At 67.4% G+C, this 14,829-nt stretch carries 13 protein-coding genes; 11 read left to right on the top strand and 2 right to left on the bottom strand.

Translation table 11 applies throughout. The annotated features are described in order from the left end of the window. Positions 1-9 precede the first annotated feature (9 nt). The 8 genes from accC (at position 10) to LPB260_RS23025 (ending at position 11,326) form a co-directional block, all read left to right on the top strand. The gene (gene accC / locus LPB260_RS23060) at positions 10-1,359 is read left to right on the top strand and encodes an acetyl-CoA carboxylase biotin carboxylase subunit (RefSeq protein WP_208708185.1); all 1,350 of its coding nucleotides are present in this window, start codon (positions 10-12) and stop codon (positions 1,357-1,359) included. A gap of 164 nt (positions 1,360-1,523) precedes the next feature. Then, the gene (gene prmA / locus LPB260_RS23055) at positions 1,524-2,402 is read left to right on the top strand and encodes a 50S ribosomal protein L11 methyltransferase (protein ID WP_208708184.1); all 879 of its coding nucleotides are present in this window, start codon (positions 1,524-1,526) and stop codon (positions 2,400-2,402) included. Positions 2,403-2,484: 82 nt separating this feature from the next. After that, positions 2,485-3,792 carry a DUF3426 domain-containing protein gene (locus LPB260_RS23050; RefSeq protein WP_208708183.1) on the top strand — a complete coding sequence of 436 codons (1,308 nt, stop codon included), beginning with the start codon at positions 2,485-2,487 and terminating at the stop codon, positions 3,790-3,792. Positions 3,793-3,971: 179 nt separating this feature from the next. Beyond that, complete coding sequence (gene dusB / locus LPB260_RS23045) at positions 3,972-4,970, top strand: tRNA dihydrouridine synthase DusB (RefSeq protein WP_208708182.1); 999 nt, start codon at positions 3,972-3,974, stop codon at positions 4,968-4,970. Beyond that, entirely contained in the window at positions 4,967-5,287 is a 321-nt protein-coding gene (gene fis / locus LPB260_RS23040) for a DNA-binding transcriptional regulator Fis (RefSeq protein WP_208708181.1), read from the top strand. Before dusB ends, fis begins: the two co-directional genes overlap by 4 nt. Before the next feature lie 76 nt (positions 5,288-5,363). Continuing rightward, the gene (gene purH / locus LPB260_RS23035) at positions 5,364-6,971 is read left to right on the top strand and encodes a bifunctional phosphoribosylaminoimidazolecarboxamide formyltransferase/IMP cyclohydrolase (protein ID WP_208708180.1); all 1,608 of its coding nucleotides are present in this window, start codon (positions 5,364-5,366) and stop codon (positions 6,969-6,971) included. 198 nt (positions 6,972-7,169) lie between these two features. Then, the gene (gene purD, locus LPB260_RS23030) at positions 7,170-8,459 is read left to right on the top strand and encodes a phosphoribosylamine--glycine ligase (protein WP_208708179.1); all 1,290 of its coding nucleotides are present in this window, start codon (positions 7,170-7,172) and stop codon (positions 8,457-8,459) included. Positions 8,460-8,554: 95 nt separating this feature from the next. After that, positions 8,555-11,326, top strand: coding sequence for a hybrid sensor histidine kinase/response regulator (locus LPB260_RS23025; RefSeq protein WP_208708178.1), 2,772 nt, complete (start codon positions 8,555-8,557; stop codon positions 11,324-11,326). Positions 11,327-11,368: 42 nt separating this feature from the next. Here LPB260_RS23025 and LPB260_RS23020 read toward each other — a convergent pair whose 3' ends face one another. Together LPB260_RS23020 and LPB260_RS23015 are read right to left on the bottom strand one after the other, a co-directional pair. After that, on the bottom strand, positions 11,369-12,445 hold the full coding sequence (locus LPB260_RS23020; RefSeq protein WP_208708177.1) for an exo-alpha-sialidase: 1,077 nt from the start codon (positions 12,443-12,445) through the stop codon (positions 11,369-11,371). Between the two features lie 15 nt (positions 12,446-12,460). Then, a complete protein-coding gene (locus LPB260_RS23015; RefSeq protein WP_208708176.1) occupies positions 12,461-12,730 on the bottom strand; it encodes a MoaD/ThiS family protein in 270 nt (89 codons plus the stop codon). A gap of 224 nt (positions 12,731-12,954) precedes the next feature. Here LPB260_RS23015 and LPB260_RS23010 point away from each other — a divergent pair, with 224 nt between their 5' ends. The 3 genes from LPB260_RS23010 (at position 12,955) to LPB260_RS23000 (ending at position 14,752) form a co-directional block, all read left to right on the top strand. Then, positions 12,955-13,551, top strand: a complete 597-nt coding sequence (locus LPB260_RS23010) for a MarC family protein (RefSeq protein WP_208708175.1) — start codon at positions 12,955-12,957, stop codon at positions 13,549-13,551. Positions 13,552-13,680: 129 nt separating this feature from the next. Next, positions 13,681-14,250 (top strand): GNAT family N-acetyltransferase, encoded by a 570-nt coding sequence (locus LPB260_RS23005; protein ID WP_208708174.1) that lies wholly within the window; start codon positions 13,681-13,683, stop codon positions 14,248-14,250. Next, entirely contained in the window at positions 14,195-14,752 is a 558-nt protein-coding gene (locus LPB260_RS23000; protein ID WP_208708173.1) for a GNAT family N-acetyltransferase, read from the top strand. Before LPB260_RS23005 ends, LPB260_RS23000 begins: the two co-directional genes overlap by 56 nt. Positions 14,753-14,829: the final 77 nt, after the last annotated feature.

Below are 14,829 nucleotides of genomic sequence, written 5' to 3'. Positions count from 1 at the left end.
GAGCCTGCGATGTTGGAAAAAGTCCTGATCGCCAACCGCGGCGAGATTGCCCTGCGCGTGCTGCGCGCCTGTAAGGAACTGGGCATCAAGACCGTGGCGGTGCACTCCACCGCCGACCGCGAATTGATGCACCTGGCCCTGGCCGACGAGTCGGTCTGCATCGGCCCGGCGGCCGGCGCCCAGTCCTACCTGAACATCCCGGCGATCATCAGCGCCGCGGAAGTAACCGGCGCCACCGCCATCCACCCTGGCTACGGCTTCCTCGCGGAAAACGCCGATTTCGCCGAACAGGTGGAAAACTCCGGTTTCGCCTTCATCGGCCCGAAAGCCGAGACCATCCGCCTGATGGGCGACAAGGTCTCGGCCAAGGAAGCCATGATCAAGTCCGGCGTACCGGTGGTTCCCGGCTCCGACGGCCCGCTGCCGGAAGACGAGGAGACCGCCCTGGCGATCGCCCGTGAAGTCGGCTACCCGGTGATCATCAAGGCCGCCGGTGGCGGTGGTGGTCGCGGCATGCGCGTGGTGCACAAGGAAGAAGACCTGATCAAGTCGGCCAAGCTGACCCGCAGCGAAGCCGGTGCGGTGTTCGGCAACCCGATGGTCTACCTGGAGAAGTTCCTCGGCAATCCGCGTCACGTGGAAGTCCAGGTGCTGTCCGACGGCCAGGGCAACGCCATCCATCTGGGCGACCGCGACTGCTCGCTGCAGCGCCGCCACCAGAAGGTCCTGGAAGAAGCCCCGGCCCCGTTCATCGACGAGCGCGCGCGCGCCCAGGTCCTCGACCGCTGCGTCAACGCCTGCATCGAGATCGGCTATCGCGGCGCCGGTACCTTCGAGTTTCTCTACGAAGACGGCAACTTCTACTTCATCGAGATGAACACCCGCGTACAGGTCGAACACCCGGTCACCGAAATGGTCACCGGCGTCGACATCGTCAAGGAGATGCTCAGCATCGCCGCGGGCAACAAGCTGTCGATCAAGCAGGAAGACGTGGTGATCCGCGGCCATGCCCTGGAATGCCGGATCAATGCCGAAGACCCCGACAACTTCATGCCCTGCCCGGGCAAGGTCAAGCACTTCCATGCCCCTGGCGGCTTTGGCGTGCGGGTCGACTCGCACCTGTACAGCGGCTACACCGTGCCGCCGAACTACGACTCGCTGATCGGCAAGCTGATCACCTACGGCGCCAGCCGTGACGAGGCGCTGGCGCGCATGCGCAACGCCCTGGAAGAGATCGTGGTCGACGGCATCAAGACCAACGTGCCACTGCACCGCGATCTGGTCATCGACAAGGGCTTCTGCCAAGGCGGCGTGAACATCCATTACCTGGAAAAGAAACTGGGTATGGACAAGCACTGACGCTTGCCGTGTCGAACCACAAGGGCTGCCCACGGGCGGCCCTTGTCATTTCAGGCCACGGTGAAACCGCCGCGGTGGAAGGCGCAACGCCCGTCAAGTAAGCTTGCCCACCTGTCGCACCATCCAATTCGCTCCATTACGTCGTATCGCAAGAGGTTTCCCCCATGCCCTGGCTGCAAGTCCGTCTCGCCATCACCCCGGAACAGGCGGAAACCTACGAGGACGCGCTGCTCGAAGTGGGCGCCGTATCCGTGACCTTCATGGACGCCGAGGACCAGCCGATCTTCGAGCCGGACCTGGGCACCACCCCGCTGTGGTCGCACACCCACCTGCTGGCGCTGTTCGAGGCCGACACCGACGCGGACAGCCTGATCGCCCACCTGCAACTGCTGACCGGCGGCGCACTGCCCGAGCACCAGTTGGAGCGCATCGAGGACCAGGACTGGGAACGCAGCTGGATGGACAACTTCCAGCCGATGCGCTTCGGCCGCCGCCTGTGGATAGTGCCGAGCTGGCACGCCGCGCCGGAGCCGGATGCGGTCAACCTGCTGCTCGATCCCGGCCTGGCCTTCGGCACCGGCACCCACCCGACCACCGCGCTGTGCCTGGAGTGGCTGGATGCCCAGGAACTGACCGATTGCAACGTGCTGGACTTCGGCTGCGGCTCCGGCATCCTGGCGATCGCCGCCCTGCTGCTCGGCGCCCCCCAGGCCGTGGGTACCGACATCGACCCCCAGGCCCTGGAAGCCTCGCGCGACAACGCCGGGCGCAATGGCATCGCCCCGGAGCGCTTCGCCCTCTATCTGCCCGCCGACCTGCCGCCGCAGCCGGCCGAGGTGGTAGTGGCCAACATTCTCGCCGGACCGCTGGTCGCCCTGGCCCCGCAGATCACCAGCCTGGTCAAGCCGGGCGGCCGCCTGGCGCTGTCGGGCATCCTCGCCGAACAGGCCGATGAGGTCCGCGCCGCCTACAGCGATGCCTTCGTCTTGGAGCCGACCGCCAGCAAGGAAGGCTGGGTGCGCATCAGCGGCGTGCGCCGCTGATGGGCCGCCCTGCTGCTATGCCGGGCACTTGCGTTAGACTGATCGCCCCGCTCCACCTGCCCTCAGGCCGCCGGACCCACGCATGAGCGAAAGCTTCATCACCCAGTGCCCCCATTGCCACACCAGCTTCCGGGTCAACCAGGCACAGCTGGGCGCCGCCCATGGCGTGGTCCGCTGCGGCGCCTGCCTGCACGTGTTCAATGCCGCGCAACAACTGCGCGAGCAGGGCCATCAGTTGGCCGGCGACGCCCCCGGCAGGGCGCCCATCGCCGCTCCTGCGCAGCCGGCGCCAGCGCCCGCGCGAGCAGACGAACAACCCCCTTCGCCGGCGGAGCGGAAAACCTCCGACGATACCCTGTGGATACACGACGACCTCGACCTGGACAGCCTCGACCTCGACGAGGAACTGGCCAAGCTGGAAGAACAGGAGCAGCAGCTCTCCCAGCAGTTCATGGCCCTCGAGCAACCGCCGCGCTACACCGAAGGCTTCCGCCCGCTGAGCGACAGCGCCCGCGAGCCCGACGACGAGCAATGGGCCGAGGCCCTGCTGCGCGAGGAGGCGCCCAAGGGGCCGCTGAGCCTGAGCCCGGACGCAGCCGAGGACGCGCCGGCCGCGCCGCTACCCGCGACTCCGCCAGCATCGCCCATCGCCCGCACCGAGCCCGCCGTCCAGCCGCCACGCAGCGAGCCGCGGTTCAACCTGAGCGATGCCGACACCGTCGAATCACTGCCGCTGGAGGACGAACTGCGCCTGAGCGCGGCACGCGAGGAGATCGATCCGGAGCTGGACGAACCTGCGGTCGAGCCGACCGCAAAGAGCCGCCGCAACGAGCCCGAACTGCGCGACGAACACCTGTTCGAGCTGGACGACGAACCGCTGCAACTGGACTGGCAGCCACCGCGCAAGCCCTGGGCGCGCTGGTTCGCCTGGGGCCTGCTCAACCTGGTCGCCGCCGGCGCCCTGGCCACTCAGTACGTGATCTATCACTTCGACGAACTGGCGCGCCAGGACGAGTACCGCCCCTGGTTCGAGCAGCTGTGCCCGAGCATCGGCTGCCTGCTGCCGTCCAAGGTCGACATCGAGCAGATCAAGAGCAGCAACCTGGTGGTGCGCAGCCACCCGCAGTTCAGCGGCGCCCTGGTGGTCGACGCGATCCTCTACAACCGCGCGCCGTTCGCCCAACCCTTCCCGCTGCTGGAAATGCGCTTCGCCGACATCAACGGCCAACTGCTCGCCAGCCGCCGCTTCAAACCCAACGAATACCTCGGCGGCGAGCTCGCCGGCCAGGCGGAAATGCCGCCGCAGACCCCCATCCACGTGTCCCTGGACATCCTCGACCCGGGCACCCAGGCGGTGAACTACAGCCTCAGCTTCCACTCGCCGGAATGAGCCACAGGCGGCGCCATGCCGGGCCGCCGCCGGCAACCTAACCCTTGGCGATAAGGCCGTAGCTGTTCAGAATTTGTTCAAAACAGCCTTTATCCGGTCACCCAGAGCGGGTATTATTCCCAGCCTTTTCGCACCCTCCTACTGGTCTCAACAGCACGTCTCTTGAGCAGGGAAGCCCTATGTCGGCGTTATGCATCGGCCCCTACAGACTGCCCAACTCGCTGATTCTCGCGCCCATGGCCGGAGTCACCGACCGGCCCTTCCGCCAGCTCTGCCGGCGCCTGGGTGCGGGCTTGGTCGTCTCGGAAATGGTCACCAGCGATGTGCGCCTGTGGAGTTCGCGCAAGTCCAGCCTGCGCCTGCCCCACGCCGGCGATCCGGAGCCGCGCTCGGTGCAGATCGCCGGTGGCGATCCGCAGATGCTCGCCGAGGCGGCGCGGCGTAACGTCGAACTGGGTGCGCAGATCATCGACATCAATATGGGCTGCCCGGCCAAGAAGGTCTGCAACAAGGCCGCCGGCTCTGCCCTGCTGAAGGATCAGGACCTGGTGCGCGAGATCCTCCACGCGGTGGTCGCCGCTGTGGACGTGCCGGTCACCCTGAAGATCCGCACCGGCTGGGACCGGCAGAACAAGAACGGCGTGGAGGTGGCGAAGATCGCCGAGCAGGCGGGAATCGCCGCCCTGGCCGTGCACGGGCGCACCCGCGCCGATCTCTACACCGGCGAAGCCGAGTACGACACCATCGCCGCGATCAAGCAGGCGGTGTCGATGCCGGTGTTTGCCAACGGCGATATCGATTCACCGGAAAAGGCCAAGGCCGTGCTCGCCGCCACCGGCGCCGATGCCCTGCTGATTGGCCGGGCGGCCCAGGGGCGGCCGTGGATCTTTCGCGAGATCGAGCACTACCTGCGCACCGGGGAAAAACTCCCGGCGCCGGGCCTGCTCGAACTGGAACGTATTCTGCTTGAGCATCTGGCCGCACTGCATGCCTTCTATGGCGAGGTGATGGGCGTGCGCATCGCCCGCAAGCATGTCGGCTGGTATCTCGCAACCCTGCCGGGCGCCAGGGAGTTTCGCGCCCAGTTCAATCGTCTGGACAGTACGGACGCGCAGTGCGCCGAGATTCGCCTGTTTTTCGGCGAGCGGCGAAACGATGGAAAGGGGGTGGCCGCATGACGTTGATGACCGAGAATTTAGTGAGTGGAATTGCACCCGTGAGCGACAGCACCAGCTTGAAACAGCACCTGACCACGCCGAGCGAAGAGGGCCAGACCCTACGCGGCAGTGTCGAGAAAGCGCTGCATAACTATTTCGCCCACCTGGAAGGTGCGGACGTCACCGACGTCTACAACCTGGTGCTCACCGAGGTGGAAGCCCCGCTGCTGGAGACCGTGATGAACTACGTCAAGGGCAACCAGACCAAGGCCTCGGAACTGCTCGGCCTGAACCGCGGCACCCTGCGCAAGAAACTCAAGCAGTACGACCTGCTCTAACCCCTTTTCCCCAGGCGGGGCGGCCCGATCACGAGCCGCCCCGCCTGCTGATTTCCCTGCTCTGATGGACTCTGAAATGACCGACCAGACCACCCGCCTCCCCGTCCGCCGCGCGCTGATCAGCGTCTCCGACAAGACCGGCGTCCTCGACTTCGCCCGCGAACTGTCCGCCCTCGGCGTCGAGATCCTCTCCACCGGCGGCACCTACAAGCTGCTCAAGGACAACGGCGTGGCCGCCGTGGAAGTGGCCGACTACACCGGCTTCCCGGAGATGATGGACGGCCGGGTGAAGACCCTGCACCCGAAGATCCATGGCGGCATCCTCGGGCGCCGCGCCCTCGACGGCGAGGTCATGGCGCAGCACGGGATCAAGCCGATCGACCTGGTCGCGGTCAACCTCTACCCCTTCGAGGCCACCGTGGCCAAGCCGGACTGCGACCTGGCCGATGCCATCGAGAACATCGACATCGGCGGCCCGACCATGGTCCGCAGCGCGGCGAAGAACCACAAGGACGTCGCCATCGTGGTCAACACCGGCGACTACGCCGGCATCGTCGAGGCCCTGAAGGCCGGCGGCCTGAGCTACGCCCAGCGCTTCGACCTGGCGCTCAAGGCCTTCGAGCACACCGCTGCCTACGACGGCATGATCGCCAACTACCTGGGCACCATCGACCAGAGCCGCGAGACGCTGTCCACCGAGGCCCGTGGCGCCTTCCCGCGCACCTTCAACAGCCAGTTCATCAAGGCCCAGGAGATGCGCTACGGCGAGAACCCGCACCAGAGCGCGGCCTTCTACGTCGAGGCGAAGAAGGGCGAGGCCAGCGTCTCCAGCGCCGTGCAGCTGCAGGGCAAGGAGCTGTCGTTCAACAACGTCGCCGATACCGACGCCGCCCTGGAATGCGTCAAGAGCTTCGTCAAACCGGCCTGCGTGATCGTCAAGCACGCCAATCCCTGCGGCGTCGCCGTGGTCCCCGAAGACGAAGGCGGCATCCGCAAGGCCTACGACCTGGCCTATGCCACCGACAGCGAATCGGCCTTCGGCGGCATCATCGCCTTCAACCGCGAGCTGGACGGCGAAACCGCCAAGGCCATCGTCGAGCGTCAGTTCGTCGAGGTGATCATCGCCCCGAAAATCTCCCAGGCTGCCCGCGAAGTGGTTGCCGCCAAGGCCAACGTGCGCCTGCTCGAGTGCGGCGAGTGGCCGGCCGAGCGCGCCCCGGGCTGGGACTTCAAGCGGGTCAACGGTGGCCTGCTGGTACAGAGCCGCGATATCGGCATGATCAAGGCCGAAGACCTGAAGATCGTCACCCAGCGCGCCCCCAGCGAGCAGGAGATCCATGACCTGATCTTCGCCTGGAAGGTGGCCAAGTTCGTCAAATCCAACGCCATCGTCTACGCCAAGAACCGCCAGACCATAGGCGTCGGCGCCGGCCAGATGAGCCGCGTCAACTCCGCGCGCATCGCCGCGATCAAGGCCGAGCACGCCGGCCTGCCGGTCCCCGGCGCGGTGATGGCCTCGGACGCGTTCTTCCCCTTCCGCGACGGCATCGACAACGCCGCCAAGGCCGGCATCACCGCGGTGATCCAGCCCGGCGGTTCGATGCGTGACGCCGAGGTGATCGCCGCCGCTGACGAGGCGGGGATTGCCATGGTGTTCACCGGCATGCGCCACTTCAGGCACTAAGATCGGCCGCGATCGGACGGGCATCAGCGGCATTGCCCGGCCCTTACCCCTGCTCATTGCCAGAAGGCAACAGTGCTGGGCGAAGGACCGGGCGCCCTGCATCTACCGGCCCGATCGCGACCTCGACATTCGCAGGGTGGATAGCGCTTTGCCTATCCACCGAACGGGCCCCAGGCCCGCCTCCCCCAGGAGAGAAACATGAACGTATTGATCATCGGCAGCGGCGGTCGCGAACACGCCCTGGCCTGGAAAGTCGCCCAGGACCCACGCGTGGCCAAGGTCTTCGTCGCCCCGGGCAATGCCGGCACCGCCCTCGAGGCCAAGTGTGAGAACGTCGCCATCGACGTGCTGGCCCTCGAGCAACTGGCCGACTTCGCCGAGCAGAACGTGCAGCTGACCATCGTCGGCCCCGAGGCGCCGCTGGTGAGGGGCGTGGTCGACCTGTTCCGCTCCCGCGGCCTGGACATCTTCGGTCCCAGCGCCGGCGCCGCACAGCTGGAGGGCTCCAAGGCCTTCACCAAGGACTTCCTCGCCCGCCACCAGATTCCGACCGCGGCCTACCAGAACTTCACCGAAGTGGAACCTGCCCTGGCCTACCTGCAGCAGGTTGGCGCTCCGATCGTCATCAAGGCCGACGGCCTGGCCGCCGGCAAGGGCGTGATCGTCGCCATGGACCTGGCCGAGGCCGAGGCCGCGGTGCGCGACATGCTCGCCGGCAATGCCTTCGGCGAGGCCGGCTCGCGGGTGGTCATTGAAGAGTTTCTGGATGGTGAAGAGGCTTCCTTCATCGTGATGGTCGACGGCGAGAATGTCCTGCCGATGGCCACCAGCCAGGATCACAAGCGCGTCGGCGACGGCGACAGCGGCCCGAACACCGGCGGCATGGGCGCCTACTCGCCGGCTCCGGTGGTGACCGCCGAGGTACACCAGCGGGTGATGGACGAGGTGATCATGCCGACCGTCAAGGGCATGGCCGCCGAAGGCAACGTCTACACCGGCTTCCTCTATGCCGGCCTGATGATCGACAAGAGCGGTGCGCCCAAGGTCATCGAGTTCAACTGCCGCTTCGGCGACCCGGAGACCCAGCCGATCATGGTGCGCCTGGAATCGTCCCTGGTGCTGCTGATCGAGGCCGCCCTGGCCAGGGCCCTGGACAAGGTCGAGGCGACCTGGGACCCGCGCCCCACCGTCGGCGTTGTACTGGCCGCCGGCGGCTATCCCGGCGACTACGCCAAGGGCGAGGTCATCGACGGCCTGGACGCCGCCGCCAAGCTGGACGGCAAGGTGTTCCACGCCGGCACCGCGCTCAAGGACGGCCAGATCGTCACCGCCGGCGGCCGGGTGCTGTGCGCCACGGCCATCGGCCCGAGCGTGGCCGAGGCCCAGCAGCAGGCCTACCGCCTGGCCGAGCAGATCCGTTGGAACGGCTGTTTCTACCGCAAGGACATCGGCTATCGGGCGATCGCCCGCGAGCGCGGCGAGAGCTGAGAGCGCACCAGCAAAGGGCGGCGACGCCCTTTGCATGGTCCTGGCGATCCCGGCATGGCTATAATCGGACCACCCATTACCGAAGGGATTTCACCGTGCGCCGGCTGAGGAATGCCACAGGATTGTTTTTCGGCTTGCTGCTGACGCTGCTGTGTCAGTTGCCGGCCCAGGCGGCGAGCGGATGGTCGGCGCTGAACGACGATGGCGCGAGCCTGCAACTCGACGACATCCGCACCCCCCTGCACAGCTCGCGCTTCGCCCCGACCGAGCTCGGCGACCTCTACACCCCCGGCGGCGACGCCGCGCTATGGCTGCACTACCGCCTGCCGGTGAGCCCGCAGGCGCGCATGCTGCGGATTTTCGCCCCCTACCTGGCCTACCTCGACCTGTACGTGCTGCAGGGCGATCAGCTGCTCGATCACACCCGCACCGGCAGCAGCCTGCCGTTCTCCAGCCGTCCCCTGGCCAGCCGTGACTACCTGCTGCCACTGCCCCAGGCCGATGCCCCCCTGGACCTCTACCTGCGCCTGGCCTCCGATCACGCCCTGCGCCCGACCATCAGCCTGCAGAGCACCAACGCCATCGCCGCCGACGACAGCCGGCCACTGCTGCTCGGCCTGCTGCTCGGCGGCCTCGGCATGCTGGTGTTCTACAACCTCGTGCGCTTCGCCTACAGCCGCGCGGTCACCAGCCTGTGGCTCGCGGCGACCCAGGCCGGCCTGCTGCTGACCGCCATCAGCGTGCTGGGCATCAGCAACCCCTGGCTGGGCGAATGGCAGCCGTTGCAACCGCAGATCGCCAACCTGTCGATGCTGGCAACCATGCTCTGCGCCCTGGCCTTCACCGCCAGCTTCTTCCATGGGGTCTGCAGCAATACGCCGCTGAACCGCCTGCTGCTCGGGGAAATCCTGGTGGTCGGCCTGGTCAGCCTGACCCTGCTGATCGCCAGCAACCTGCAGTTCAACCAGCTGGTCTACCTGCTCGCCGCGGTCAGCGGCCTGAGCATGCTGCTGGTCGCGCTGTACCACTGGAGCCACGGCTACCGCCCGGCGCGCCTGTTCAGTGTGGCGCTGCTGCTGTATTGCGCGGCCTTCGTCGGCGCCCTGCCGATCCTCTTCGGCTACTGGGCGGTGCAATCCGACTGGTTGGCCTACGGCCTGCTGGCCATCACCGTGGTCAGCGGCTTCATCGCCAGCATGGCGCTGAGCGAACGCCAGCGCCGCATCGTCCAGGATCAGTTCAGCACCAGCCGCGCCCTGGCCGCCAGCTCCGCCGAGTTGAAGGCCAAGGCCGAGTTCCTGGCCAAGATCAGCCACGAGATCCGCACCCCGATGAACGGCGTGCTGGGCATGACCGAGCTGCTGCTCGGCACCCCACTGTCGGCCAAGCAGCGCGACTACGTGCAGACCATCCACAGCTCGGGCAACGAGCTGCTGACCCTGATCAACGAGATTCTCGACATTTCCAAGCTGGAGACCGGGCAGATCGAACTGGACGATGTGCAGTTCGATCTCAATGCCCTGATCGAGGACTGCCTGGACATCTTCCGCGCCAAGGCCGAGCAGCAGAAGGTCGAGCTGATCAGCTTCATGCAACCCCAGGTGCCGCGGGTGATCAGCGGCGACCCGACGCGCCTGCGCCAGACCCTGCTGAGCCTGCTGGACAATGCCTTCAAGCAGACCGCCGAGGGCGAGGTGCTGCTGGTGGTGGCGCTGGACAATGGCGGGAGCCAGCCGCGCCTGCGCATCGCCGTGCAGGACAGCGGCCAGCCGCTGCTGGCCAGCGAACGCGAGGCGCTCCTGCATGCCGAGCTGCAAAGCCGCGACTTCCTCTCCGCCACCAAGCTCGGCGGCCGCCTGGGCCTGCTTATCGCCCGCCAGCTGGTGCGCCTGATGGGCGGCGAGTTCGGCGTGCAGAGCGGCGGCAAGCAGGGCTCGACCCTGTGGCTGACCCTGCCGCTCGACGCCGCGCGCCTCGAGCAGCCCACCGCCGACCTCGACGGTCCCCTGCAGGGTGCCCGCCTGCTGGTGGTCGACGACAACGACACCTGCCGCAAGGTGCTGATGCAGCAGTGCAGCGCCTGGGGCCTAAGCGTCAGCACCGTGCCCTCCGGCAAGGAGGCCCTGGCCCTGCTGCGGACCAAGGCGCACCTGCGCGAGTACTTCGACGTGGTGCTGCTCGACCAGGACATGCCCGGCATGACCGGCATGCAGCTGGCGGCCAAGATCAAGGAAGACCCCAGCCTCAACCACGACATCCTGCTGATCATGCTCACCGGCATCAGCAACGCACCGAGCAAGATCGTCGCGCGCAATGCCGGCATCAAGCGCATCCTGGCCAAGCCGGTGGCCGGGTACACCCTCAAGGCCACCCTGGCCGACGAACTGGCCCAGCGCAGCACCGGCGCGCCGCAGTTCGTGCCGACCACGGTGACCGCGCCACTGAACGTGCCGAACGATTTCCGCATCCTGGTCGCCGAAGACAACAGCATCTCGACCAAGGTGATCCGCGGCATGCTCGGCAAGCTCAACCTGCAGCCCGATACCGCCAGCAACGGCGAGGAAGCGCTCACGGCCATGAAGAGCCGGCATTACGACCTGGTCCTGATGGACTGCGAGATGCCGGTGCTCGACGGCTTCTCCGCCACCGAGCAGCTGCGCGCCTGGGAGCAGGCGGAGAAGCGCGACCGCACCCCGGTGGTGGCCCTCACCGCGCATATCCTCAACGAACACAAGGAACGCGCACGCCAGGCCGGCATGGACGGGCACATGTCCAAGCCGGTGGAGCTGTCGCAACTGCGCGACCTGCTCGAGCACTGGATCGCCGAACGCGAAGTCCGCCGCCAGCGCACCGCCCTGCCCTACTGATCCGTCCCTCGGCAAACCCGGCGTCGCACAGGCGCCCCCGTATCAGGCGAAGCGCAGCGCATGGATCGGCGGCAGGTGGCCGGCCAGCAGCTGCCAGCTGTCGCCCTGATCGGCCGAGTACCACAGATGGCCGGTGGTCGAGCCCATCGCCAGGCATTGCCCACGTTCGTCGATGGCCAAGCCATGCCGGTAGACCAGGTCGAAGCAGTGTTTCTGCGGCAGGCCGGCGCCCAGGCACTGGAAGCTCTCCCCACCATCCCGTGTGCGAGTCACCACCAGGCGTTGCTGCACCGGCACCCGACACTCGTCCTTGACCGCCGGCACGAACCAGGCGGTTTGTGCCTCGCGCGGGTGCACGACCACGGCGAAACCGAAGCTCGAAGGTTCGACGCCCTCGATCTCGCGCCAATGCCCGGCGCCATCGTGGGACAGGAAGATGCCGTTGTGGTGCTGCACCCAGAGGGTGTCCGGCTGCGCCGCACAGGCCACCATGCGGTGCGGGTCCTGGATCTCCGGCATCTCGGCCTGCTCCGGCGGCATGTAGGCCGCGCGCATGCCCTGGGTACAGCAGGCCCAGCTGGTCCCGGCGTCCTCGCTGCACCACACGCCGCCGCAGGACACCGCGACCTGCAGCCGCGCGCTGTCGCGCGGATCGACGCAGATCGAGTGAATGCCCGGCTCGTCGTAGCCGCCGCCGAACCACTGGGCGCGCTCCGGGCGCTGCCACAACGCTTCGATCAGCCGCCAGGACGCGCCACGGTCGTCGGAGCGGAACAGGCCGCCGGGAAGGGTCCCGGCCCAGAGCGTCTGCGGCTGGTCGACGCCGCCACACTCCAGCGACCAGATCATCGACACCGACGGCCCCTGCCCGTCAGCGCTGGCGGCGAACGCCGGCGCGACGACTTCTTCCCAGTGTTCTCCGGCATCTGCCGAACGCCACAGCTTGGGACCGAAATGCCCCAGGTGCAGGGCCGCGTAGAGATAGCCATCGCGCCGATCGGCCAGCACCATGCTTACCGGTTCCCCAAGGAAATCGCTGCGCTCGAGGCGCCACTCGCCCGCCTTGCGGGAAAATGTCAGCAAGCCCTTGCGCGTGGCCACATGCAGCACGTCAGCCATCTTCGCCTCCTCCTTTTATCCGCCGGAAAGCGCCTGCACCACGAAGATCTCGCTGCCGCTCGCCACCCGGTCACTCAAGCCGCGGCGGTCGCGCACCTGGCTGCCATCGACGAAGATCGCCACGTGCTGACGCAGCCGTCCCTGATCATCCAGCAGATAACTGCGCAGCCGCGGATTGCCGGCGAACACCTCGCCCAGTACCTCGCCCACCGTGGCACCGGCCGCCTCGCAGGCGGCCACATCCAGGTGGCGATGCAGGTTGCGGGTGAAGCTCACATGCGCCATCGTGCGGCTCCAGCGGCCAGTGCCGGCTAACGCCACAGGTATAGTCGAACTTGCGCGCCGGCTGGCGCCAGGGCGCCAGGCGGTCATCCACCAGCGAGCAACAAAATTGCCTGGCGCACTGGAGATCGCGCGACCAATCCCGGATCATTCCCCTCCGAGGCGACCGCCGGCACGGCCGCGCCCACCGCCTACCCCCGCCCCCCGGCCAAGAGACGAGTCCCGCCATGGCGTCCGAGCTGTTCAGTCTGTATCTCAAGTTGCTGGTGCTCTACAGCCCATTCTTCGTGTTGTCCTGCTTTATCGGCCTGAGCCGCGGCTACACGGTAAAGGAGCGCAAGAGGCTGGCCTGGAAGGTCGCCGCCGGCGTACTGGTGGCCAGCGTACTGCTGTACCTGTTCGGCAAGCACATCTTCACCCTGTTCGGCATCACCATCGACGCGTTCCGCATCGGCGCCGGCAGCGTGCTGTTCATCTCCGCCCTGGGCATGGCCCAGGGTAAGTCGGCGGTGCAGACCGACAACGTGCAGCAGGACGTGACCATCGTGCCGCTGACCATCCCCCTCACCGTCGGCCCCGGCACCATCGGTGCGCTGCTGCTGATGGGCGCCAGCCAGCCGCATTGGGACGACAAGCTGCTGGCGGTGCTCGGCATCGCCCTGGCCAGCCTCACCGTGGGGGTGGTGCTGTACCTGTCGAACCAGTTCGAGCGCCTGCTCGGCGACCAGGGCCTGCAGATCGTCAGCCGCCTGATGGGCCTGTTCGTCTGCGCCCTGGCGGCGCAGATCATCTTCACCGGGGTGAAGAACTACCTGGTGCTCTGATTCGCCGGCGCCGCGCGGCCGGTCGAGCGGGCGCCCTCAGCCCCGGAGGAGACGCTCGACGCCCGCCGCAGCCCCGACCTATATTCAGCCTCGCGGGCGACCGTACCCCCTGCATCGCCAAGGATTGCCATGAGCTACACGATCTGCGACGCCAACGCCGGCGACCTGCCCGGCATCCTGGCCATCTACAACGACGCCGTGCAGAACACCACGGCGATCTGGAACGAAACCCTGGTCGACCTGAACAACCGCAGCGCCTGGCTGGCCGAACGCCGGGCCGCCGGCTTTCCGGTCCTGGTCGCCCGTGATAGCGCGGGGCAAGTGCTTGGCTACGCCAGCTACGGCACCTGGCGCAGCATCGAAGGCTTTCGCCACACCGTGGAACACTCGGTGTACGTGCGCGGCGACCAACGCGGCCGCGGCCTGGGGCCCGCGCTAATGCAGGCGCTGATCGAGCGGGCGCGCGGCGCCGGCCTGCACGTGCTGGTCGCCGCCATCGAAAGTGGAAACACCGCCTCGATCCGCCTGCACGAGCGCCTCGGCTTCGTCACCACCGGGCAGATGCCCCAGGTCGGGCGCAAGTTCGACCGCTGGCTGGATTTGACCTTTATGCAACTGATTCTACCCACGGAAGGGAATACCCATGGATCCAGCGCTCCCGACGACCCAGCCACTGCAACCGACCCTGGTCGGGCCTGAGCAATTCGAAACCTATAGACAGGGGCTGGTCGAGCTGCTGCTCGACAGCGTGCGCCACGGCGCTTCGGTCGGCTTCCTCGCCGACCTCTCGGGGGCCGAAGCCAACGCCTATTACGACGAGGTGCTGGCGGGCCTGCAGGACGGCTCGCGCCTGCTGTGGGTCGCCGGCCGGCATGCCCTGCCGCTCGGCAGCGTGCAGCTGAGCCTGTGCCAGAAGCGCAACGGCCTGAACCGTGCCGAGGTGCAGAAGCTCCTGGTGCACAGCCGTGCGCGCCGGCGCGGTATCGCCCGCGCACTGCTACAGCGCCTGGAGGACGAGGCGCGCAGCCGGCAGCGCGGCCTGCTGTACCTGGACACCGAGGCTGGCAGCCCGGCCGAGGACGCCTACCGCAGCGCAGGCTATCGCTGCATCGGCGGCCTGCCCGACTACGCATGTGGCCCCGATGGCCAGTACCGGGCGAACGCCATCTACTACAAGACCCTGTCCACGCCCGCCCGATGACTGCCGGCCGGGGCCGCTGTCATGACACTGAGCTCATTTCAGCACTGGCCGAGGGATAGGGAAGACCGAGGCGCGAG

This window comes from Pseudomonas sp. LPB0260 (genome assembly GCF_013388395.1).
This window is presented reverse-complemented; position numbering and strand designations above follow the sequence as displayed.

Bases quoted from the DNA above. Each gene is read 5' to 3' on its own strand.
- LPB260_RS23050 (WP_208708183.1), top strand. From the start codon at position 2,485: ATGAGCGAAAGCTTCATCACCCAGTGCCCCCATTGCCACACCAGCTTC.
- LPB260_RS23010 (WP_208708175.1), top strand. From the start codon at position 12,955: ATGGCGTCCGAGCTGTTCAGTCTGTATCTCAAGTTGCTGGTGCTCTAC.
- purD (WP_208708179.1), top strand. From the start codon at position 7,170: ATGAACGTATTGATCATCGGCAGCGGCGGTCGCGAACACGCCCTGGCC.
- fis (WP_208708181.1), top strand. From the start codon at position 4,967: ATGACGTTGATGACCGAGAATTTAGTGAGTGGAATTGCACCCGTGAGC.
- prmA (WP_208708184.1), top strand. From the start codon at position 1,524: ATGCCCTGGCTGCAAGTCCGTCTCGCCATCACCCCGGAACAGGCGGAA.
- purH (WP_208708180.1), top strand. From the start codon at position 5,364: ATGACCGACCAGACCACCCGCCTCCCCGTCCGCCGCGCGCTGATCAGC.
- LPB260_RS23015 (WP_208708176.1), bottom strand. From the start codon at position 12,730: ATGGCGCATGTGAGCTTCACCCGCAACCTGCATCGCCACCTGGATGTG.
- dusB (WP_208708182.1), top strand. From the start codon at position 3,972: ATGTCGGCGTTATGCATCGGCCCCTACAGACTGCCCAACTCGCTGATT.
- LPB260_RS23020 (WP_208708177.1), bottom strand. From the start codon at position 12,445: ATGGCTGACGTGCTGCATGTGGCCACGCGCAAGGGCTTGCTGACATTT.
- LPB260_RS23005 (WP_208708174.1), top strand. From the start codon at position 13,681: ATGAGCTACACGATCTGCGACGCCAACGCCGGCGACCTGCCCGGCATC.
- accC (WP_208708185.1), top strand. From the start codon at position 10: ATGTTGGAAAAAGTCCTGATCGCCAACCGCGGCGAGATTGCCCTGCGC.
- LPB260_RS23000 (WP_208708173.1), top strand. From the start codon at position 14,195: ATGGATCCAGCGCTCCCGACGACCCAGCCACTGCAACCGACCCTGGTC.